Source organism: Streptomyces sp. AF1A, assembly GCF_047340315.1.
In the GTDB taxonomy this organism is placed as follows: domain Bacteria; phylum Actinomycetota; class Actinomycetes; order Streptomycetales; family Streptomycetaceae; genus Streptomyces.
The window spans coordinates 1-19,724 of the sequence record NZ_JBLEBI010000130.1 but is presented as its reverse complement, the minus strand read 5'-3'; the positions used below and the strand labels follow the sequence as shown (position 1 = coordinate 19,724).

The window sequence follows — 19,724 nt, the reverse complement described above, 5'->3', positions numbered from 1 at the left end:
GCCTCGGACGCCGCCTCCGCGGCGGCCCGGGCCACCGGCAGGAAGCCCTCGCGCCGCGACACGTCCGGCCGCTCCTCCTCCGCCGGCCACAGGCCCAGCGCCGCGCACACCGTGGGCAGGACGGCCATCGCCGCGGTCGCGTACCCCTCCGCCGAGGGGTGGTAGTTGTCCGGCCCGAACAGCTCCCGCGGATTCGCCTCGAACTCCGGGCCCAGCAGATCGCCCAGCGACACCGTGCGCCCGCCCTGCTCGACCACCCCGATCGTCTGCGCCGCCGCCAGCTGCCGCGAGGCCCGCCGGGCCAGCCAGCGCAGCGGCTGCTGCACCGGCTCGATCGTGCCGAGGTCGGGACAGGTGCCGACCACCACCTCCGCACCGGCCGTGCGCAGCCGCCGTACCGCCGCCGACAGGTGCCGTACCGAACGGGTCGGCGGCATCCGGTGCGTCACGTCGTTCGCGCCAATCATGATCACGCAGATGCCGGGGACGGGAGCGGCGGCGGACAGCACCAGCGCCACCTGCCGGTCCAGGTCGTCGGACTGGGCGCCCGGCACCGCCACGGTGCGCAGCTCCACCGGGCGTTCCGCCACCGCCGCCAGACCCGACGCCAGCAGCGCGCCCGGCGTCTGACCCGAGCGGTGCACGCCCTGCCCGGCCGCCGTGGAGTCGCCGAGCATGACCAGCCGGAGGGGCGGCTCGCCGGGGATGTCGTACGCGTGCCCGTAGACGCCGTCGGCCGTCGGCACCCGCCCGCCGCCGCCGTTGCCCACATGGCGCCGTGCCAGCCGCACCTCCGCCAGCAGCAGCCCGACGGCAGCCGCACCGATCAGCCCGACCCCGCCACCGCCGTACGCCGCTCCGGCCGCGATGCGCCGGGCCACTCTCGCCCTCGACATGCGTGTCATGCGCCGCCGCCACCTCCTCGTAGCCGTACATCCACTCCTTGCCCCGTACAGGGCGTGCGCCAATCTCCACGGGGAGTGAACGGCGGCTCGCGCCACACCGCTGGCCTTAGGCTGGCCGCACCACTACGACCACTTTTTGTGCAGCGACCGGAGACAACGGTGCAATTCCACGACTCGATGATCAGCCTCGTCGGCAACACCCCGCTGGTGCGGCTCAACAGCGTGACCCAGGGCATCCAGGCCACCGTCCTGGCCAAGGTGGAGTACTTCAACCCGGGCGGCTCCGTGAAGGACCGCATCGCCCTGCGCATGATCGAGGCCGCCGAGCAGAGCGGGGAACTGAAGCCGGGCGGCACCATCGTCGAGCCGACCAGTGGGAACACCGGGGTGGGGCTGGCCATCGTGGCCCAGCAGAAGGGCTACAAGTGCATCTTCGTGTGCCCCGACAAGGTGAGCACCGACAAGATCAACGTGCTGCGCGCGTACGGCGCGGAAGTGGTCGTCTGCCCGACCGCCGTGGCGCCCGAGCACCCGGACTCCTACTACAACGTCTCCGACCGGCTGGTGCGTGAGACCCCGGGCGCCTGGAAGCCCGACCAGTACTCCAACCCCAACAACCCGCTGTCGCACTACCACTCGACCGGCCCGGAGCTGTGGGAGCAGACCGAGGGCAGGATCACCCACTTCGTGGCGGGCGTCGGCACCGGCGGCACCATCTCCGGCACCGGCCGCTATCTGAAGGACGTCAGCGACGGCAGGGTGAAGGTCGTCGGCGCCGACCCCGAGGGCTCGGTGTACTCCGGCGGCTCCGGGCGGCCGTACCTGGTCGAGGGCGTCGGCGAGGACTTCTGGCCGACCGCCTACGACCGCACCGTCGCGGACGAGATCGTCGCAGTCTCCGACAAGGACTCCTTCCAGATGACCCGCCGCCTGGCCAAGGAGGAGGGCCTGCTGGTGGGCGGCTCCTGCGGCATGGCCGTCGTCGCCGCGCTGCGCGTGGCCGAGCGGCTCGGCCCGGACGACGTCGTGGTCGTGCTGCTCCCGGACAGCGGCCGCGGCTACCTCAGCAAGATCTTCAACGACGAGTGGATGGCCGACTACGGCTTCCTGGAGGACGAGGGCCCCAGCGCCCGCGTCGCCGACGTCCTGCACGACAAGGCCGGCGGCACCATCCCGTCCCTGGTGCACATGCACCCGGAGGAGACCGTCGGCCAGGCCATCGAGGTGCTGCGCGAGTACGGCGTCTCGCAGATGCCGGTCGTCAAGCCGGGCGCCGGTCACCCGGACGTGATGGCCGCCGAGGTCGTCGGCTCGGTCGTGGAACGGGAGTTGCTGGACGCCCTGTTCTCCAAGCGCGCCTCCCTCGACGACCCGCTGGAGAAGCACATGTCGGCCCCGCTGCCGCAGGTGGGCTCGGGTGAGCCGGTCGGCGACCTGATGTCGGTGCTGGGCGCGGCGGACGCGGCGATCGTCCTGGTCGAGGGCAAGCCGACCGGCGTGGTCAGCCGGCAGGACCTGCTCGCGTTCCTCGCCAAGGGCGGCAACAAGTAGCGAACGGCCGGTGAACCGTCCGCGACCTCGGGGGACTTGGGGCGCGGACGGCGTTCGCGCACGCGGTACGAGGGTGTCACGTGCGCGCAGCACCCGCTTAACACGCCTCCGGCACAGTGGTGGGTGTCGGCAGGGTGACGGAGAGACCTCCCAGGCGTTCAGCACGGGGGGAGGCTCCCCACCCGGGCCGGCGCCGAACGGCGCCAAGGAACCTCCGGAGCGGCTCCCGGACCTCCATGGACGCCACGGACGCGAGATGCCAGGCCCTGACCCGGCCCGCGTCCCCCGCGGGGACCGCCGTCGTCCCGCCCCCCGGCAACGGGGGTGCGGCGGTCCCCGCGCACGTCTCCTTCTCAGTCGTCCCGGTCGGACCGGCCCCTGCCGCGCCGACCCGCGAAGAGCTCCGGGTTGGCGCGCGCGGCCTGGGCGACGTTGACGCCGACGATGCCGCACCAGCAGGCGACGATCCCCGGCATGCCCGCGAGGCTGCCGCCGATCGCGGACAGCGGGACCGCCAGCACCAGGGACACGATGGCGAAGCCCATGCGCTCGCCCCAGGAGTCGGCCGGCCTGGGCCGCCGGACGCCGCGCGCGGCCGTCATCTGCTGCTCGGCCAGGTGCCGGCGCACACGGCGGTCCACCGCGTCGTCGATGCGCTGCTCCACCTTCTCCAGGAAGGAGTCGACCAGCGCGGCGTCGTAGTCGTCGCCCAGTTCCCTGCGTGCCCGCACCGTCGCGTCGAGATCCTTCCTCAGGTCCGGGTCCTTCCTGAGGTCGACGTCCCGCGGGTCGAGTGTCGTCATGGCGATCAGGCTAGGGAGCGGTGGTCCCGGCCGCACTGGTGCTAGCCCCCCTCTCGACCAGCCTGTATAGCAGTATGCAGAGAAATGTTTACTGAATAGACTGGCCGTGTGCGTCCGTGCCTCGGCGCTGTACTCTCCCGGGGCGTCGAGGAGATATGGAGGGGGAGTACGTCATGAGCGTGGCCGACAGTCCGGCGAACCGGTTGCAGGCGCTCTTCGAGGGCCGCCGGCTCACGCCGACCCAGCGCCGCATCGCGCACTGCATGGTGCGCCGCGCCGCCGACGTGCCCTTCCTGTCCAGCGTGGAGCTGGCCGAACTGGCCGGAGTCAGCCAGCCGTCGGTGACCCGGTTCGCGGTCGCCCTCGGCTTCGACGGCTACCCCGCCCTGCGCAAGCACCTGCGCGAGGTCGCGCCCGCCGAACCGCCCCCGGAGAACGGGTCGTACAACGAGTACCAGCTGGCCGTCGAGGCCGAGATCGAGAACCTGAGGCACCTCGCGGAGCTACTCGCCGACCCGCGCCCGGTGCAGGAGGCCGGCCGGATCCTCGCCGCCTCCCGCCCGCTGCCGGTGCTCGGCCTGCGCGCCGCCGCCTCCCAGGCCTACGGCTTCGCCTACTTCGCCGCCAAGGTCCATCCCGACGTCCGGCTGCTCAACGAGGGCGGCACGATGATCCACGACCGCATCGACGCGGCCGTCCGCGCCGGCGCCACCGCGCTGCTGTGCTTCGCGCTGCCCCGGCATCCGCGCGAGGTCGTCGACACCCTCGCCTACGCCAAGGACCTGGGCCTGACCGTCGTCACGGTCGCCGACTCCGCGTTCGCGCCGGTCGCCAAGCACTCCGACCTGCTGCTGCCCGCCGCCGTCGGCACCGGGCTCGCCTTCGACACCGCGTGCGCGCCGATGCTGCTGGGCCGGGTGCTGCTGGAGGCGGTCTGCGACGACGTACCGGACGCGCAGGCCCGGCTGGAGGAGTTCGACGCGAAGGCCGCCGCGCGGGGCCTCTTCGTCGAGTGAGCCCGCGCGCTCTCAGATTCGTCTCACGTTCTGCCCTTAGTTTGTGAGCGAATAGTTTGTGAGCGAACGCAGGCGCTTTGTGAACACGTGACACGGGAGGTTGACGTGGCGCGCGGAGGACAGGGGCTGGCCCGGGTGGCCGTCGTGGTACGAGCGGGGGCCGCCCCACTGTGGTGGCTGGGGGTGGTCGCGGCGGCGATCGGAGCCGTGCCGCAGGGGCTGACGGGCCGCCGGATCGGGGTGCTGGCCGGGGCGGCGCTCTTCGTCGTCGGTGCCGCGGTCGTGGCGCTGGCGCGCCGGGGCCGCTACGCCGCCCTCGCCCGCGGTGCGGCACGCGCGGGCAAGTACGACGTGCTCCAGGACCGCGCGGTGACCGTGCGCAACTGGCGTCGCGGTCACCGCTGGTGGCTGCTGCTGGCCTGGGCCGTCGCGGTCGGCACCGCCTTCGCCGTGCCGGTGGCCGGCGGGCTGCTGCTGGCCGGGTGCGGCACCGGTCTGCGGCTGAAGGCCGCCTGGCTCGGGCGGCGCGAGCGGGCGGCCGAGACTCTGCTGTGGGTGCGCGTCGACTGGCTCGACAAGCGCGGCGGACGCCCGGCCGGCAAGGCCGTGCGGGGGCTGCGCGGTACGGGCATCGCGGCCGGCGACGCGGCCCCGGGCGGGGCCCGCCGCCGTACCGCGGCCCTCGTGTGAGCGGGTCGGGGGCGGCTAGACCTCCAGCTCCTCCTCGATCTTCCTCAGCTGGTGCCGGGCCATCGCCAGGTTGGCCCGGGACTGGTCCAGGACCAGGTAGAGGAACAGCCCGTTGCCGCCGCGGCTCTTGAGCAGGCGGACCAGGTGGTACTGGTCCGAGAGGGTGATGAGGATGTCCTCGATCTCGCCCTTGAGGCCCAGCATCTCCATCGTGCGCATCTTGGCGCGGATCACGTCGGTGTTGCCGGCCGCGGCCACGTTCAGGTCGAAGCTCTTGCTGCCGCCCATCGTGCCCAGCGCCATCCCGCTGGTGTAGTCGACGAGCGCGACGCCCGTGGTGCCCTCGATGGAGGTGAGGGCCTCTTTCAGAGCGGTTTCGGTGTTGGCCATGGTGGTCCTCTCAACTTTCGGTCGTGGTGCGTGTGGTGGTGGTGCGCGGTGTGCGCGCGGTGCGGGAACGTGCGGGTGTGGTGCGGGTGGCCGGGCGTACGGTCCGTGCCGCGGCGGCCTCGGCGGCGTCGAGCAGCTCACCGATGCGGGCGCCGGAGCGGCGGCCCTCCAGGTGCAGCCGGCCGACGTTGACGCGGTCCTGGGCGAGCAGCGTCAGCACGGCGGTGCGGCCGGCCGCGTAGGTGGCGACGTAGCCGTGTTCGCCGCGCACGAGCAGCTCGCGGAAGGCGCCGTTGCCGGTGGCGTCGCAGACCCGCACGGCGACGCCCAGGGCGGCCGCGGTCAGCGCCGAGAGGCCCTCCGGGTCGACTCCGGGTGTGTCGTGGGCGACGACGAGGCCGTCGACGCCGGCCGCGAGCGCGCCGGTGAGCTGCGGCACCCGGGTGCGCAGCCGGTGCAGCTCGTCCAGGACGGCCTGAAGGTCCTCTTCGGACACCATCAGCTCTCTCCTCTCGGGGCGGTGCCGTTCAAAGCGCCTCCAGTGCATCCCTGAGCCTCTTCAGCAGCGCGATGTCGGGGTCGGTGACCGGGGGTGTGGGCGGCAGAACGGGTTGCGCGGGCACCCGGGGCGTCACCGGCGCGACGTGTCCGGCCGCCGTGAGCCGCCGCACGTCGACCAGCGTGTGGAACGCCTGCCGGCCCAGGTTCCGGGCGATGTCGGTGGCCGTGCGGACGCCGTCCACGCGGTCCAGGACCGCGCGCTGCCGGGGCGTGACCGGCCGGGCCGGGACGCCGGGCGGGTCCGGGCGGATCAGCGGGGCGCTGTCGGCGGCCGGGTCGGGCCACAGCCGGTGCAGCTGCAGACGGCGGCGCAGCGTCTCGCGTTCGAGCGCGACCACCGGCACCGAGGGCAGCGGACCCGTGCGGGGCGTGCCGTCGTAGCGGAACCGGCCCGGGGTGCTGCTCGGCGCCAGCGCGAAGTACCCGGCGTCGTACAGCGCGTCCAGGTGGCACAGTTCCAACGCGCCCGCGGGCAGCAGGCCGAGGTCCAGCAGGAGTTCGGCCGCGTGCAGCGGGCCGGAGCTCGCGGCGGCGGCCCGCTGCCAGGCGGTGGCGGCCAGGGTGCCGTGGGTGGTGAGGAGCACGTCCAGGCCTGGGGCGAGGGGGCTCTCGGCGTGCACCACCCGGCCCCGGGCGAGATGCAGCGTGCCGTGCTCGCGGACCAGGATGCCGGTGGCCCGCTCCTCGGCCAGCCGGGTCAGCATCGGGGACAGGGCGCGGGGGGCCGCCTTGTCCCGGACCGGCAGCGGCGGGGGTGTCCCGACCACGGTCATCCCAGCACCAGCCGGGCGGCCATCTCGCCGAGCCGGATCCGGGCGAGCGCGAGGTTGCCCTCCTCGCGGCCCAGCCACAGGTGCAGGAAGACGCTGCTGTCGAAGGACGTGTCCACGAAGCGCAGCAGGTGGTAGCTGTCCCCGTTGCTGATGATCACGTCCTCCACCGGCGGGGAATCCTCCCCGTGCGCGGCGAACGTGCCGTGCTCGGCGGCCATCCGGGCCAGTTCGGCGGCCTCGGCGGCGGTCGTCTCGTGATCGCCGCCGGGCGCGTCGCCCACCGTGCCGAGGGCCAGTCCGCTCGTCCAGTCCACCAGCGCGGCTCCCCGGGCACCGGGCAATCGCATCGCTTCCAGCAGGCACTCGTCGATTCCGGGCACCGTGGCTCCCCCTCCCGCCTGGAACTCCGGCTGAGTGACGGCGACACTACGCAACGTGTGCGCGGGAGGTGAGGCCTTTGGCATTTTCCGGTGGAACATGCGTCCGGCGTACTATTGTTGGCCAACTGAGGCGTGTTTCAGGGCCGTTGACCTATTTGTTCGAGAGGTCGCCGGGGTGTGTCAACGGCTCCCGTGCGCTCGCAGGGTGGTGAGTGCGAAGGCGTGCGCCCCTCCGGACTCCGCGACCACCTCGGCGACGGTCTGCGGCTCCCGCACGGTCGCGAAGGCCATGCCCCCCGCACCGTCCGGCGCGAAGCCGTAGATCCCGGGCCGGGCCAGGGAGTTGTAGGCGTAGTGGTGGGCGAAGTAGTACGCCCCGGTGTCCAGCGCCGCCGCGTAGTCGCCCTGCTCCAGCAGCGGCAGCGCGCGCCCCTCGGCGAGCAGGTCGCCCGAGAAGCAGGCCGGCCCGGCCACGTCCTGCACCACCGCGGGCCCCGGCTTGGGCCGCCCCTTGGCGTCGTACGCGGCGAGCCTGAGCGGCCACGCCCCCGGCGCGTACACCGTGCGCGTCGCCACCTGCACGCCCGCGTGCGTCACCGCGATCCGCCGCCCGCCCGCCTGCTTGGTGTACTCCACCCGCGCCACCACCGTGCCGTGCTTGGCCAGCAGCGACCGCCCGAACTCGGTCACCAGCCCGTACCGTCCGTCGCACAGCCCGGGCACCGCCTCGGCCAGCACGCGCGCGTAGTCGGCGTGCGTCGGCGCCGTGGCCTCCGCGGCGAAGTTCACCGGCAGCCCGCCGCCGATGTCGAGCGTGTCGATCTGCCGCCGCCCGACCCGCGCGTTGATCTCCTCCGCGAGCGCGTACGTCTCCGCCACGCCCCGCGCCATCAGTGCCAGCGGGATGCCCTGCGAGCCGGTGTGCGCGTGCAGCCGGGTCAGCCACGGCCGGTCCGCGTACGCCTGGACGACCCACTCCCGGGCCCCCTCGTCGCGCAGGGCCACCCCGAACTTCGAGGTCTCGGTCGCGGTGGAGGTCGCCCCGATGGTGCCGCCGCCGACCTGCGGATTCACCCGGATGCCGAGCGGGGAGCGGGTGGGTGCGGCGCGGACGAGCGCGTCCAGGCGCTCCAGCTCCTGCGGGTTGTCGGCGTTCACCGCGATGCCCAGCGCCAGCGCCTCGCGCAGCTCGGCCGGGGTCTTGGCGGGGGAGTCCAGCACCGTGCGGGACGCCGGCACGCCGGCCGCCCGCGCCAGCGCCAGCTCGCCCGGGCTGGCCACCTCGGCGCCGATGCCCTCCTCGTGCAGCAGCCGCAGCACCGGCGCCAGCGGGGTCGCCTTCACGGCGAACGCGTGCAGCACCGGGGTGCCCGGCGGCAGCACCGCGTCGAACGCGGCCCGCAGGTCCGCCGCCGCCTTCCGGATGCCGATGACGTCGAGCAGGCCCACCACGGCCGCGTCCGGCCCCAGCAGCCCCTGCTCCACGGCGGCCCGCACCGCCTCGTCCCGCCGGGTGGCGCGCTCCCCGGCCTCGCCGCCGGTGCCGTGGTCCACCACGTCCTCCACCTCGTCCTCCCTCCGGTCGGCCGTCCTGATTCCAGCCAAACACCGCCGGCGCGCGGACGGGGTCACCCCCACGTATTGACTAGTTCTATTCAGACGGACAGGATGTGAATAGACGTGGCAACAGCAGGAGGCAGACGATGTCGGGACCCCGCCCCGTACGAGCACCGCGCGGCACGGAACTGAGCGCCCTGGGCTGGCAGCAGGAGGCCGCCCTGCGCATGCTGCAGAACAACCTCGACCCCGAGGTCGCCGAGCACCCCGACAAGCTCGTCGTCTACGGCGGCACCGGCAAGGCCGCCCGTGACTGGCGCTCCTTCGACGCGATGGTCCGCACCCTGAGGACCCTCAAGCAGGACGAGACCATGCTGGTCCAGTCCGGCCGCCCGGTCGGCGTCATGCAGACCCACGAGTGGGCCCCGCGCGTCCTCATCGCCAACTCCAACCTGGTGGGCGACTGGGCCAACTGGGAGGAGTTCCGCCGCCTGGAGGCCCTCGGCCTGACCATGTACGGCCAGATGACCGCCGGCTCCTGGATCTACATCGGCACCCAGGGCATCCTCCAGGGCACCTACGAGACCTTCGCCGCCGTCGCCGCGAAGAAGTTCAACGGGACCCTCGCGGGCACCATCACCCTCACCGCCGGCCTCGGCGGCATGGGCGGCGCCCAGCCCCTGGCCGTGACGATGAACGACGGCGTCGCGATCTGCATCGACTGCGACCCGCGCGCCATCGACCGCCGCATCGAGCACCGCTACCTCGACGTCAGGGCCGACTCCCTGGACCACGCGCTCCGGCTGGCCACCGAGGCGCGCGACGCCCGCCGCCCGCTGTCCATCGGCGTCCTCGGCAACGCGGCCGAGCTGGTCCCGCAGCTGCTCGCCATGAACGCCCCCATCGACATCGTCACCGACCAGACCTCCGCCCACGACCCGCTGTCCTACCTGCCGACCGGCATCGCCTTCGAGGACATGGCCGACGCCGCCGCCAAGGACCCGGCCGGCTTCACCACGCGCGCGCGTGAGTCCATGGCGAAGCACGTCGAGGCCATGGTGGGCTTCCAGGACGCGGGCGCCGAGGTCTTCGACTACGGCAACTCCATCCGCGGCGAGGCCCAGCTCGCCGGATACGACCGGGCGTTCGCCTTCCCCGGCTTCGTCCCCGCCTACATCCGCCCGCTGTTCTGCGAGGGCAAGGGCCCCTTCCGCTGGGCGGCCCTGTCCGGCGACCCGGCCGACATCGCCAGAACCGACCGGGCGATCCTCGACCTGTTCCCGGAGAACGAGTCCCTGGCCCGCTGGATCAAGATGGCCGGCGAGCGCGTCCACTTCCAGGGCCTGCCCGCGCGCATCTGCTGGCTCGGCTACGGCGAGCGCGACAAGGCCGGCGAGCGCTTCAACGACATGGTGGCGAGCGGCGAGCTGTCCGCGCCGATCGTCATCGGCCGTGACCACCTCGACTGCGGCTCCGTGGCCTCCCCCTACCGCGAGACCGAGGCCATGCTCGACGGCTCCGACGCCATCGCCGACTGGCCGCTGCTGAACGCCATGGTCAACGTGGCCTCCGGCGCCTCGTGGGTGTCCATCCACCACGGCGGCGGCGTGGGCATGGGCCGCTCCATCCACGCCGGGCAGGTGACCGTGGCCGACGGCACGAAGCTGGGCGGGGAGAAGATCCGGCGCGTGCTCACCAACGACCCCGGTATGGGGGTCATCCGGCACGTGGACGCGGGGTACGACATCGCGGAGTCCGTGGCCGAGGAGCGCGGTGTGCGGGTGCCGATGCGCGAGGGTGACGAGGCGTGACCGTCAGCGAGAGCGGGCGCGGCAACTCCGCGGCGCAGGCGGGTCCCACGGCGCCGCCCGCCGATGCGGCCGCGCCCGCCCACCGCTCCGCAGCAGGGGACGACAGCCCGCGGCCTGCCCATGGCCGCTCCTTCCACGAGATGTGGCGCGAGCTGCTCCCCGTCGGCCGGCACCCCGGCTCCGGCGGGTACCGGCGTTACGCCTGGACCGGCGCCGATGCCGAGTGCCGGGCCTGGTTCAAGGAGCAGGCCGAGGCGCGCGGGCTGGCCTACGAGGTCGACCGGAACGGCAACCAGTGGGCCTGGCTGGGGGATCCGGCCGCCGGAGACGCCGTGGTCACCGGCTCGCACCTGGACTCCGTGCCGGACGGGGGCGCCTTCGACGGGCCCCTCGGGGTCGTGTCCTCCTTCGCCGCGCTGGACGAGCTGCGTGGCAGGGGCGTGCACCTCACCAAGCCGCTCGCCATCGTCAACTTCGGTGACGAGGAGGGCGCCCGGTTCGGGCTCGCCTGTGTCGGGTCCCGGCTCACCGCCGGGCATCTGACGGCCGAGCAGGCCCGCCGGCTGACCGACGGGAACGGGATCACGCTCCCGCAGGCCATGGAGGCGGCGGGTTACGACCCCGAGGGCATCGGGCCCGACCCCGAACGCCTCGCCCGGATCGGCGCCTTCGTCGAGCTGCACGTCGAGCAGGGCCGCGCGCTGGACCTGTCCGGCGACCCGGTGGGCATCGCCAGTGCCATCTGGCCGCACGGGCGGTGGCGGTTCGACTTCCACGGCGAGGCCAACCACGCCGGCACCACCCGGCTGGTCGACCGCCGCGACCCGATGCTGCCGTACGCCGAGACGGTGCTCGCCGCCCGCCGCGAGGCCCGGCTCGCCGGTGCCGTCGCCACCTTCGGCAAGATCTCCGTCGAGCCGAACGGCGTCAACGCGATCCCCTCGCTGGTGCGCGGCTGGCTCGACTCCCGGGCCGCCGACCAGGCGACCCTGGACACGGTTCTCGGCGGCATCGAGAAGGCGGCCCGGGAGTACGCGGACGCGCACGGCGTCGGCCTGGACATCGTCCGGGAGTCCTTCACCCCGGTCGTCGAGTTCGACCACGCGCTGCGCGACGAACTCGGCCGCATCCTGGGCCGGGACACCGGCCTGAAGGTGCCCGTCCTCGGCACCGGCGCGGGACACGACGCCGGGATCCTCTCCGGAAGCGTCCCGACCGCCATGCTGTTCGTACGCAACCCCACCGGCGTCTCGCACTCCCCGGCCGAGTCCGCGGCCGAGGACGACTGCGTGGCCGGGGTGCACGCACTCGCCGACGTACTGGAAGGACTGGCCTGCAGGTGACCAGGGCGACCTACTGGCTGGAGCACGCCTGGCTCGGCACGCACGTCGAACCGGGCGTCGTGGTCGACGTCGCGGACGGCCGGATCGGCGCCGTCCGCACCGGCACGCCCACCCCGCCCCCCGGCGCCGAGGTACTGCGCGGGCTCACGCTGCCCGGCTTGGCGAACACCCACAGCCACGCCTTCCACCGGGCGCTGCGCGGCACCGTCCAGGTCGGCTCCGGGACCTTCTGGACCTGGCGCGAGGTGATGTACTCCGTCGCCGACCGGCTCACCCCGGAGAGCTACCACGCCCTCGCCCGCGCGGTGTACGCCGAGATGGCCCTGGCCGGCATCACGTGCGTCGGCGAGTTCCACTACGTGCACCACGCCCCCGGCGGCACCCGCTACGCCGACCCCAACGCCATGGGCGAGGCGCTGATCGCGGCCGCCGCCGAGGCCGGCATCCGGATCACCCTCCTCGACACCTGCTATCTCTCCTCCGGCTTCGGCCGGCCGCCCGACGCCCACCAGGCGCGGTTCTCCGACGGCAGCGCGGAGGCCTGGGCCGCACGCTGTGCAGTTCTCAAGGAGCGGGATCACGCGCGGATCGGGGCGGCGATTCACTCCGTGCGGGCCGTGCCCGCAGGGCAGTTGGGGACCGTGGCGGCCTGGGCCGAGGAGCGGCGGGCCCCGCTGCACGTGCACCTGTCGGAGCAGACCGCCGAGAACGACGCCTGCCTCGCCGCGCACGGCCGCACCCCCACCCGGCTGCTCGCCGACCACGGGGTGCTCGGGCCGCGCACCACCGGGGTGCACAACACCCACCTCACCGACGAGGACATCGCGCTGCTCGGCGGCTCGGGCACCGGCACCTGCATGTGCCCGACCACCGAACGCGACCTGGCCGACGGCATCGGCCCGGCCGTCGCGCTGCAGCGGGCCGGTTCCCCCTTGTCCCTCGGCTCCGACAGCCACGCCGTCATCGACCTGCTCGAAGAGGCGCGCGCGATGGAGCTGGACGAGCGGCTGCGCACCCGCACCCGGGGCCACTGGACGGCCCCGGCGCTGCTGCGGGCCGCCACCGCCGACGGCCACGCCGCCCTCGGCTGGGGCGAGGCCGGCACCATCGAGGCCGGCGCCCTCGCCGACCTGACGACGATCGCCCTGGACTCGGTCAGGACAGCGGGACCGGCGCCCCGGCTGGGCGCCGAGACGGCCGTATTCGCGGCGAGCGCGGCGGACGTACGGCACACGGTCGTCGGCGGGCGGCACGTCGTGCGCGACGGCGCGCACACGCTCGTACCCGACGTGCCGCAGGCGCTGTCGGCCGCCGTCGAAGCCCTCCGCGGCTGAACCCCATCGCCCCCCACGAGGACACCATGAGCAGCAGCACCGTCATCACGAACATCGCCACGCTGGCCACCAACGACCCCTCCCTCGGATGGGGGTCCCCCCGCTCGAGCAAGTTCGAGAGTGGGGGAGGATCCCCCCTCGGTCTGATCCAGGACGCGGCCGTCGTCATCGACGGCGACCGCATCGCGTGGATCGGTGAATCCAGCAAAGCACCCGCCACTGACAACCGGGTCGACGCGGACGGCCGGGCGGTGCTGCCGGGCTTCGTGGACTCCCACTCGCACCTGGTGTTCGCGGGCGACCGCACGCAGGAGTTCAACGCCCGCATGTCCGGCCGCTCCTACACGGCGGGCGGCATCCGCACCACGGTCGCGGCCACCCGGGCCGCGAGCGACGCGGAACTTGAGGCGAACCTCACCCGTTACCTCGACGAGGCCCTCCGCCAGGGCACCACGACGTTCGAGACCAAGTCGGGCTACGGCCTGACCGTCGAGGACGAGTCGCGCGCCCTGCGCATCGCGGCCCGGCACACCGACGAGGTGACGTACCTCGGCGCGCACGTCGTCCCGCCCGACCACGCCGACGACCCGGCGGCCTATGTCGCCCTGGTCACCGGCGAGATGCTGGACGCCTGCGCGCCGCACGCCCGCTGGATCGACGTGTTCTGCGAGAAGGGCGCCTTCGACGGCGACCAGGCCCGCGCGATCCTCACGGCCGGCAGGGCCAAGGGCCTGCACCCGCGCGTCCACGCCAACCAGCTCTCCTATGGTCCCGGCGTGCAGCTGGCCGTCGAACTGGACGCGGCGAGCGCCGACCACTGCACCCACCTCACGGACGCCGACGTCGACGCCCTCGCGAACAGCGACACGGTCGCCACCCTGCTGCCCGGCGCCGAGTTCTCCACCCGCGCCGAGTGGCCCGACGCCCGCCGCCTGCTCGACGCGGGTGTGACGGTCGCGCTGTCCACGGACTGCAACCCGGGTTCGTCCTTCACCTCGTCCGTGCCGTTCTGCATCGCCCTCGCGGTGCGCGACATGCGGATGACCCCGGACGAGGCGGTCTGGTCGGCCACGGCGGGCGGCGCCGCCGCCCTGCGCCGCACCGACATCGGCCGCCTCACCCCCGGGGCCCGCGCCGACCTGATCCTCCTGGACGCCCCCAGCCACGTCCACCTGGCCTACCGGCCGGGCGTTCCGCTGGTCAGCGGGGTGTGGCGCGGGGGCGTCCGGGTGGCCTGAGCGGGGTGGGCGTCCGCAGGTCCGGCGCGGGGGCGTGCGCGTGGCCCGAGCGGGGTGGCGTCCGCGTGGCTTGAGCGGGGTGGGCGCGTGGCTTGAGCGGAGTGGCGTCCGCGTGGCGCCGAGCAGAGCGGCGTCAGGGGCTCCCGGCCCGGTCGTTCAGGGGGCCCCGGCCCGCCACCGCTGCTCCTCGCCGCCGTCCAGTGGCTTCAGCGCCACCCCCTGGTACCCGTCCGGGGTCACCGCCGTCTCGATGGCGATGTCCGGGCGGATCGTGCCGTCGGGGTCGACGGTGAAGCGGAGGTTGTCGCCGTTGTCGCCGTAGACCGAGTCGCAGGCCCAGATGCCCACACCCCGGTCCACCGAGCCCCGGCTGTCCAGGCAGAAGTCGTCGTCGGCCGCCGAGCGCAGCACGCGCAGGCGCGGGTCGTAGCGCCAGCGCTGGGTGTCGGAGGACGAGCAGCGCGCGGTGACGACGTCGTTGCCCTTGTCGAAGTCGCCGTAGCGGACGTCCAGGCAGCGGCCGGTGGCGAGGTTCACCACCTGCGCGGGTGCGGTGCCCGGGGGCGACGGCGGCGGGGGAGCGGAGGTGTGCCGCTGCGGCGGGGGTGTGCTCGAGCGGTGCGACGTCGGCGTCGGCGAGGGGGACGTGGCCGACGACGAGGGGGAGGCCGTGGGCGAGGGGGTGAGCGAGACCGTCGCGGTCACCGTCACCGCCGGAGGCTTGGGTGTGGCCGCCGCCGGCTTCTGGTCGGAGCCGTGCGCCGGGGTGAGCAGGAACACCAGGAGCGGGACCAGGGCCACGCCCAGGGCCGCGGAGGCCAGCAGGACCCGGCCCCGAGGCGGCCGGTCCGCCGCGGTGGCGGGCGGGTGCGGCGCGGGTCGCCCGGCCCGGCGGATGTACGCCGTGCCGTTCCACGGCAGCAGGCCCTCCGCCAGCGTCTGCCGCGGCGCGTCCCGCAGGGCCCGCAGGTCCTCGAAGGCGGCCGTGCAGTGCGGACACCGGGTCATGTGGGCGTCCAGGTCGGCGCTGTGGCGCGGGCCGTCCGGTCGTACCGCCTCCTGGATCAGCCGCCGGAAGTCGGCGCAGCGCGGGTCCTCGGAGGCGGCCAGCCGGTGCTGGAGGCAGGCCTGGGAGAGGGCCTTGAGGGCCTGCGGGGTGTCGTGGGCGACGTCCGCGCGGCTCAGGCCCAGGTAGGCCGCGATGCGCTCGGGCGGCTCCTCCTCCAGGACGCCGTACCAGATCAGGCCCTGGACGCGGGACGGCAGCGACTGGAACGCCGGCAGCAGCGGCGGGGTCGGGCCGTCGGGCAGACCGGAGGCGTTCAGGACGAGCAGCAGGCCGGGGTCGACGCCCGCGGACCGCTCGTCGGCGGCCCAGCCGGCCGCGGTCCGCGCGGTGAGCAACAGCAGATGGTGGCGGAGCGGGACGCCCGGCTCGACGCCGCGGGCGGTCTCGCGGGCCGCCGCGGTGACGGTCTCGGCCGCCAGCCGACGCGCGGCGGACTCGGTCGCGGCGCACAGCCGGGCGTAGGCGAGCACCGCCGGCTGGTGCCGCCGGCGCAGTTCCTGCAGCGCGGGGTACGCCGTCGGAGTGGACGAGCGCAGCAGCTCCGTCAGCCGTGCGTCCGGCGCGTCCTCGTGGCCGGCGCCGGGCTCGACTCCGTCACCGTCCCCCTGAGACATCCAGCACCCTCCGTCCCCTGTGGGCAAGCTACTTACCGGCCAGTTCGGGGGCCCCATAGTGGTGGAGGGAGGCGGCCCTGGAAAGAGGTTTCCGTGGGTAACCGAGTAACGGTTGGGACGCCGGGTACTCCCGAACCGGTGCAGTGGGCACAGCGGCGGGAACGCCGAAGCGGCCCGGCGCCGTGGGCCGGACCGCTTCCCGTGGCCACCCGGAGGCCGGTCGCCCCAGGGTCACTCCTCGACCGTCAGCCCCTTGCGGAGCCGTACCAGCGTGCGGGACAGCAGCCGGGACACGTGCATCTGGGAGATGCCGAGCTCCTCGCCGATCTCCGACTGGGTCATGTTCGCCACGAACCGCAGGGAGAGGATCTTCCGGTCGCGCGGCGGGAGCGCGGCGATGAGGGGCTTGAGGGACTCGATGTACTCGATGCCCTCGATCCCGTGGTCCTCGTAGCCGATGCGGTCCGCGAGCGCGCCCTCGGTCTCGTCCTCCTCGGGCTGGGCGTCCAGCGACGAGGCCGTGTAGGCGTTCGAGGCGGCCATGCCCTCGACGACCTGGTCGTCGGAGATGCCGAGCCGCTCCGCGAGCTCCGCGACCGTCGGCGCCCGGTCCAGCTGCTGGGCCAGCTCGTCCCCTGCCTTGGCCAGGTCGAGGCGCAGCTCCTGCAGGCGGCGCGGCACGCGCACGGACCAGGAGGTGTCGCGGAAGAACCGCTTGATCTCGCCGATGATGGTCGGCATCGCAAAGGTGGGGAACTCGACGCCGCGGGAGAGTTCGAAGCGGTCGATCGCCTTGATCAGGCCGATGGTGCCGACCTGGATGATGTCCTCCATCGGCTCGCTGCGGGAGCGGAAGCGGGAGGCGGCGAACTTGACGAGGGCGAGGTTGAGCTCGACGAGCGTGTTGCGCACGTACGAGTACTCGTGCGTGCCTTCCTCCAGCACCTCGAGGCGTTCGAAGAGGGTCTTGGACAGGGCCCGCGCGTCGACGGGGCCGACCTCGTCGTACGGGGGGATCTCCGGGAGCCCCTCGAAGGGGTCGAGGAGATCGATGGGATGGTCCAGTTGGTCCGGTGGGGGAGTCGACGTCGCGGTCGGGGTGTGCGAGGCGTCGAGCCGGGGTGACATGGGTGTCCTCCATCGTTCTCGGCATAAGGCTGCCGAAGCCAGTACGTGCACTGCGGTGTGCGGCGCCTCCAAAGCCGGCGTGTAGGGATACGTGTCCTTACTAGCCCTATCGGCTTTCCCGAACCGATCGCAAGTGCGTTCTGTTCGTCTATGTCTGATTATGTGAAGTTGTTCAGGTGTCGGAGTGCGCATCGAAGGCGTAATGTTCGAGGGCATCAGCGGCCACGACCTCGGGAGAGAGACGGCATGGACCACGGGACGGTCGGCAGCGCACAGTCGGGCCGGCTTCTGGTGGAGGTGCGGGAAGAAGGCTCCAGCGCCGTTGTGACACCGGCGGGTGAACTCGATCACCACACCGCCGATCTGTTGCGGGAGCCCCTCGACGACCTCCTGGCCAAGGGCTTCTCGCGGCTCGTCGTGGACTGCTCGCGCCTGGAGTTCTGCGACTCCACAGGGCTGAACGTCCTGCTCGGAGCGCGCTTGAAGGCGGAAGCCGCCGGTGGCGGGGTCCATCTGGCGGGGATGCTGCCCGTTGTCGCCCGCGTGTTCGAGATCACCGGGGCGGAGGCGGTCTTCACCGTCCACGACTCGGTGGAGGCGGCCCTGGCGGAGGAGAGCGGCAGCTCCGGCTGAGCCCGCACCCGCCGCTTACGGCTCCGCGGGCCCGACCGGCATGCCGGCGCCCCCAGGGTGTCGCCCGCCGGTCCCGCGTAAGACGGGGGTGTTCCGGGGCATCGCTCGGGCAGGAGTCATGCTGACGGCCGGTGGCCCACCGGATCGCCGGCCCGCCCACCAGGACGCAACGGGCCCGTACCCGCGACGACCACGGAGCGGCAGGGGTCCGCAAGGACGGCGGGCGCGTACGACGGGCGGACGGCAGCGGCGCCGGACGGATGACGACTGGGACGACTGCGGGCGGAACGGATGTGCGGATGCCGGGACGGACGGGATGCTCGACGGACGGACCGGCCGGCGCCGAGCGGTGCCGGACTGGTGGATCGTGAACTAGTGAATCGTGAACTGGTGAATCGGTGAGGTGAAGCGCTGATGAGCACCACCCGGCCCTACTCGCCGGGCGACCGCGGCCCGGAGCCGAGCGGCGCTTCCGGGGTGTCCGAGGGGGATGCGCCGGACGGCGCGACCGCCGGGGCGGCGGCGCCGTCCGCGCCCACCGGGTCCGAGGGCGACACCCGGACGGCACCGGTTCGGCAGGTCCGCAGGCTCGGCCTGCAGGGCGAGAGCGGCGTCGTCCCGCTCGCCCGCGACTTCACCCGCCAGGCGCTGTACGCATGGGGCTGGCTGCCCGCGGCCGGCGCCGACCAGCGGGCCGCCGCCGAGGACGTGCTGCTCGTCGTCTCCGAACTGGTCACCAACGCCTGCCTGCACGCCGAGGGCCCCGACGAGCTCGTCCTCGCCTGTGACAACAAGGTGATCCGGCTGGAGGTCTCCGACCGCGGCACCGGCCAGCCGGCCCCGCGCACCCCGCACCGCGCCGGCCGTCCCGGCGGGCACGGCATGTTCATCGTGCAGCGGCTGTGCCTGGACTGGGGCGTGGTCCGCGCGCCGGGCCGCCCCGGCAAGACCGTGTGGGCCGAGCTGGGCGCGCCGGCCTGACGCCGGTACCCGGGCCCCGGCCTCCACTGCGGCACCTCTTCGCGCACGCCGGATCGCCACAACTCCGGCCTGTGCCGCGTCTTCCCTCCTCACGGCCCCGGGCGTACCTTGACGGCCGAATCTGATGCACCGTCAGTAACCTCGCCGGGAATGAATGGGGTGGACCGACCGTGTCGTACCCGAAACGAACCGCCGCGCTCGCGTCCGCCACGGCCCTCGCCGGCTCGGCACTGCTGCTGGCCGCCGCCCCGGCGGCCCACGCGGACGTCGTCGACGTCGACTACCGCTGCCAGACGCCGATCGGCGTCAAGAGCGCCGTCTCGCCCATCGCCATCACCGGCGCCAGGAGCGGCAGCGGCTACCGGATCACCATGTCCTGGCAGAAGGGCGTCTCCTCCAGCCCGGTGGAGCTGGGCAAGGGCGCGATGAGCCCGAGCGCGACCATCGTGCTCGGCGGCGCCGACCGGGGCACGCTCCCGGTGAGCGGCCCGCCGAACGCGGCGGCGATACCCGCCAACACCCCCATCAAAATCAGCGACTTGAGCGGGACCTACACCCCGAAAAAGACCGGCAGGGTCACCTTCACGCCGGGCACCCTCACCATCAAGGCGCTCGGCACGACGACGACCTGCTCGCCGACCAACAAGCCGGGTCCGTCCCTGACGCTGGACGTGACCGCGGCCGGCGGATCGCCGACCGGCTCCTCCCCGTCGACGCCCTCGACGGCCGGGCAGCTCCCGCAGACCGGCCCCGACGACTCCGCCGTCGCCCTCGGCACACTCGGCGGCACGGTCCTCCTCGCCGGCGCGGCGGGCACCCTCTGGCTGACCCGGCGCGGCGGGCACCCTCTGGCTGACCCGGCGTGGCGGGCGCCTTCCGGCTGACCTGACGCGTCCGGACGGCCCGCTGCTGACCCCCTCCTACGGTCGCCGTCCCGCCCCGACCCC

General features: G+C 73.6%; 19 protein-coding genes. 10 read left to right on the top strand and 9 right to left on the bottom strand.

Annotated features, from left to right (window positions below):
* Positions 1-905, bottom strand: a 905-nt coding sequence (locus tag ACLU3S_RS26900) for an SGNH/GDSL hydrolase family protein (protein WP_413954535.1), incomplete at its 3' end; no start/stop codon positions are given.
* 159 nt (positions 906-1,064) lie between these two features.
* Between ACLU3S_RS26900 and ACLU3S_RS26895 the strand changes: the two genes are divergently transcribed.
* Positions 1,065-2,456 (top strand): cystathionine beta-synthase, encoded by a 1,392-nt coding sequence (locus tag ACLU3S_RS26895; RefSeq protein ID WP_413954534.1) that lies wholly within the window; start codon positions 1,065-1,067, stop codon positions 2,454-2,456.
* A gap of 353 nt (positions 2,457-2,809) precedes the next feature.
* Here ACLU3S_RS26895 and ACLU3S_RS26890 read toward each other — a convergent pair whose 3' ends face one another.
* Positions 2,810-3,259, bottom strand: a complete 450-nt coding sequence (locus ACLU3S_RS26890; protein WP_413954533.1) for a hypothetical protein — start codon at positions 3,257-3,259, stop codon at positions 2,810-2,812.
* Positions 3,260-3,432: 173 nt separating this feature from the next.
* Between ACLU3S_RS26890 and ACLU3S_RS26885 the strand changes: the two genes are divergently transcribed.
* Positions 3,433-4,275, top strand: coding sequence for a MurR/RpiR family transcriptional regulator (locus ACLU3S_RS26885; RefSeq protein WP_413954532.1), 843 nt, complete (start codon positions 3,433-3,435; stop codon positions 4,273-4,275).
* Positions 4,276-4,380: 105 nt separating this feature from the next.
* On the top strand, positions 4,381-4,965 hold the full coding sequence (locus ACLU3S_RS26880) for a hypothetical protein (protein ID WP_413954531.1): 585 nt from the start codon (positions 4,381-4,383) through the stop codon (positions 4,963-4,965).
* 15 nt (positions 4,966-4,980) lie between these two features.
* Here ACLU3S_RS26880 and ACLU3S_RS26875 read toward each other — a convergent pair whose 3' ends face one another.
* From ACLU3S_RS26875 to ACLU3S_RS26855, 5 genes are all read right to left on the bottom strand, one after another.
* Positions 4,981-5,355 (bottom strand): hypothetical protein, encoded by a 375-nt coding sequence (locus ACLU3S_RS26875; protein ID WP_413954530.1) that lies wholly within the window; start codon positions 5,353-5,355, stop codon positions 4,981-4,983.
* Positions 5,356-5,365: 10 nt separating this feature from the next.
* Positions 5,366-5,854 carry a roadblock/LC7 domain-containing protein gene (locus tag ACLU3S_RS26870; protein ID WP_413954529.1) on the bottom strand — a complete coding sequence of 163 codons (489 nt, stop codon included), beginning with the start codon at positions 5,852-5,854 and terminating at the stop codon, positions 5,366-5,368.
* 28 nt (positions 5,855-5,882) lie between these two features.
* On the bottom strand, positions 5,883-6,689 hold the full coding sequence (locus ACLU3S_RS26865; RefSeq protein WP_413954528.1) for a transcriptional regulator: 807 nt from the start codon (positions 6,687-6,689) through the stop codon (positions 5,883-5,885).
* Complete coding sequence (locus ACLU3S_RS26860; protein ID WP_413954527.1) at positions 6,686-7,069, bottom strand: hypothetical protein; 384 nt, start codon at positions 7,067-7,069, stop codon at positions 6,686-6,688. Before ACLU3S_RS26860 ends, ACLU3S_RS26865 begins: the two co-directional genes overlap by 4 nt.
* A 180-nt stretch (positions 7,070-7,249) precedes the next feature.
* Entirely contained in the window at positions 7,250-8,635 is a 1,386-nt protein-coding gene (locus ACLU3S_RS26855) for a diaminopimelate decarboxylase (protein ID WP_413954526.1), read from the bottom strand.
* Positions 8,636-8,772: 137 nt separating this feature from the next.
* Here ACLU3S_RS26855 and hutU point away from each other — a divergent pair, with 137 nt between their 5' ends.
* The 4 genes from hutU (at position 8,773) to hutI (ending at position 14,352) form a co-directional block, all read left to right on the top strand.
* Positions 8,773-10,437 (top strand): urocanate hydratase, encoded by a 1,665-nt coding sequence (gene hutU / locus ACLU3S_RS26850; RefSeq protein ID WP_413954525.1) that lies wholly within the window; start codon positions 8,773-8,775, stop codon positions 10,435-10,437.
* A gap of 140 nt (positions 10,438-10,577) precedes the next feature.
* Complete coding sequence (locus tag ACLU3S_RS26845; protein ID WP_413954536.1) at positions 10,578-11,780, top strand: allantoate amidohydrolase; 1,203 nt, start codon at positions 10,578-10,580, stop codon at positions 11,778-11,780.
* Positions 11,777-13,114 (top strand): formimidoylglutamate deiminase, encoded by a 1,338-nt coding sequence (locus tag ACLU3S_RS26840; protein WP_413954524.1) that lies wholly within the window; start codon positions 11,777-11,779, stop codon positions 13,112-13,114. Before ACLU3S_RS26845 ends, ACLU3S_RS26840 begins: the two co-directional genes overlap by 4 nt.
* Before the next feature lie 26 nt (positions 13,115-13,140).
* The gene (gene hutI / locus ACLU3S_RS26835) at positions 13,141-14,352 is read left to right on the top strand and encodes an imidazolonepropionase (protein WP_413954523.1); all 1,212 of its coding nucleotides are present in this window, start codon (positions 13,141-13,143) and stop codon (positions 14,350-14,352) included.
* A gap of 156 nt (positions 14,353-14,508) precedes the next feature.
* Here hutI and ACLU3S_RS26830 read toward each other — a convergent pair whose 3' ends face one another.
* Complete coding sequence (locus ACLU3S_RS26830) at positions 14,509-16,035, bottom strand: RICIN domain-containing protein (protein ID WP_413954522.1); 1,527 nt, start codon at positions 16,033-16,035, stop codon at positions 14,509-14,511.
* 231 nt (positions 16,036-16,266) lie between these two features.
* Complete coding sequence (locus tag ACLU3S_RS26825; protein WP_413954521.1) at positions 16,267-17,163, bottom strand: RNA polymerase sigma factor SigF; 897 nt, start codon at positions 17,161-17,163, stop codon at positions 16,267-16,269.
* Positions 17,164-17,409: 246 nt separating this feature from the next.
* On the opposite strand from ACLU3S_RS26825, the gene ACLU3S_RS26820 reads away from it, so the two are divergent.
* The 3 genes from ACLU3S_RS26820 (at position 17,410) to ACLU3S_RS26810 (ending at position 19,661) form a co-directional block, all read left to right on the top strand.
* Positions 17,410-17,796 (top strand): STAS domain-containing protein, encoded by a 387-nt coding sequence (locus ACLU3S_RS26820; RefSeq protein ID WP_413954520.1) that lies wholly within the window; start codon positions 17,410-17,412, stop codon positions 17,794-17,796.
* A gap of 414 nt (positions 17,797-18,210) precedes the next feature.
* Positions 18,211-18,777: an ATP-binding protein gene (locus ACLU3S_RS26815; protein WP_413954519.1), complete on the top strand. Its 567-nt coding sequence runs from the start codon at positions 18,211-18,213 to the stop codon at positions 18,775-18,777.
* 170 nt (positions 18,778-18,947) lie between these two features.
* Positions 18,948-19,661: an LPXTG cell wall anchor domain-containing protein gene (locus ACLU3S_RS26810; RefSeq protein ID WP_413954518.1), complete on the top strand. Its 714-nt coding sequence runs from the start codon at positions 18,948-18,950 to the stop codon at positions 19,659-19,661.
* Positions 19,662-19,724: the final 63 nt, after the last annotated feature.

Excerpts from the sequence above, each read along its gene's own strand:
- hutI (WP_413954523.1), top strand. The coding sequence starts at position 13,141 with ATGAGCAGCAGCACCGTCATCACGAACATCGCCACGCTGGCCACCAAC.
- ACLU3S_RS26815 (WP_413954519.1), top strand. The coding sequence starts at position 18,211 with ATGAGCACCACCCGGCCCTACTCGCCGGGCGACCGCGGCCCGGAGCCG.
- ACLU3S_RS26820 (WP_413954520.1), top strand. The coding sequence starts at position 17,410 with ATGGACCACGGGACGGTCGGCAGCGCACAGTCGGGCCGGCTTCTGGTG.
- ACLU3S_RS26870 (WP_413954529.1), bottom strand. The coding sequence starts at position 5,854 with ATGGTGTCCGAAGAGGACCTTCAGGCCGTCCTGGACGAGCTGCACCGG.
- ACLU3S_RS26890 (WP_413954533.1), bottom strand. The coding sequence starts at position 3,259 with ATGACGACACTCGACCCGCGGGACGTCGACCTCAGGAAGGACCCGGAC.
- ACLU3S_RS26845 (WP_413954536.1), top strand. The coding sequence starts at position 10,578 with ATGTGGCGCGAGCTGCTCCCCGTCGGCCGGCACCCCGGCTCCGGCGGG.
- ACLU3S_RS26865 (WP_413954528.1), bottom strand. The coding sequence starts at position 6,689 with ATGACCGTGGTCGGGACACCCCCGCCGCTGCCGGTCCGGGACAAGGCG.
- ACLU3S_RS26825 (WP_413954521.1), bottom strand. The coding sequence starts at position 17,163 with ATGTCACCCCGGCTCGACGCCTCGCACACCCCGACCGCGACGTCGACT.
- ACLU3S_RS26885 (WP_413954532.1), top strand. The coding sequence starts at position 3,433 with ATGAGCGTGGCCGACAGTCCGGCGAACCGGTTGCAGGCGCTCTTCGAG.
- hutU (WP_413954525.1), top strand. The coding sequence starts at position 8,773 with ATGTCGGGACCCCGCCCCGTACGAGCACCGCGCGGCACGGAACTGAGC.
- ACLU3S_RS26830 (WP_413954522.1), bottom strand. The coding sequence starts at position 16,035 with ATGTCTCAGGGGGACGGTGACGGAGTCGAGCCCGGCGCCGGCCACGAG.
- ACLU3S_RS26875 (WP_413954530.1), bottom strand. The coding sequence starts at position 5,355 with ATGGCCAACACCGAAACCGCTCTGAAAGAGGCCCTCACCTCCATCGAG.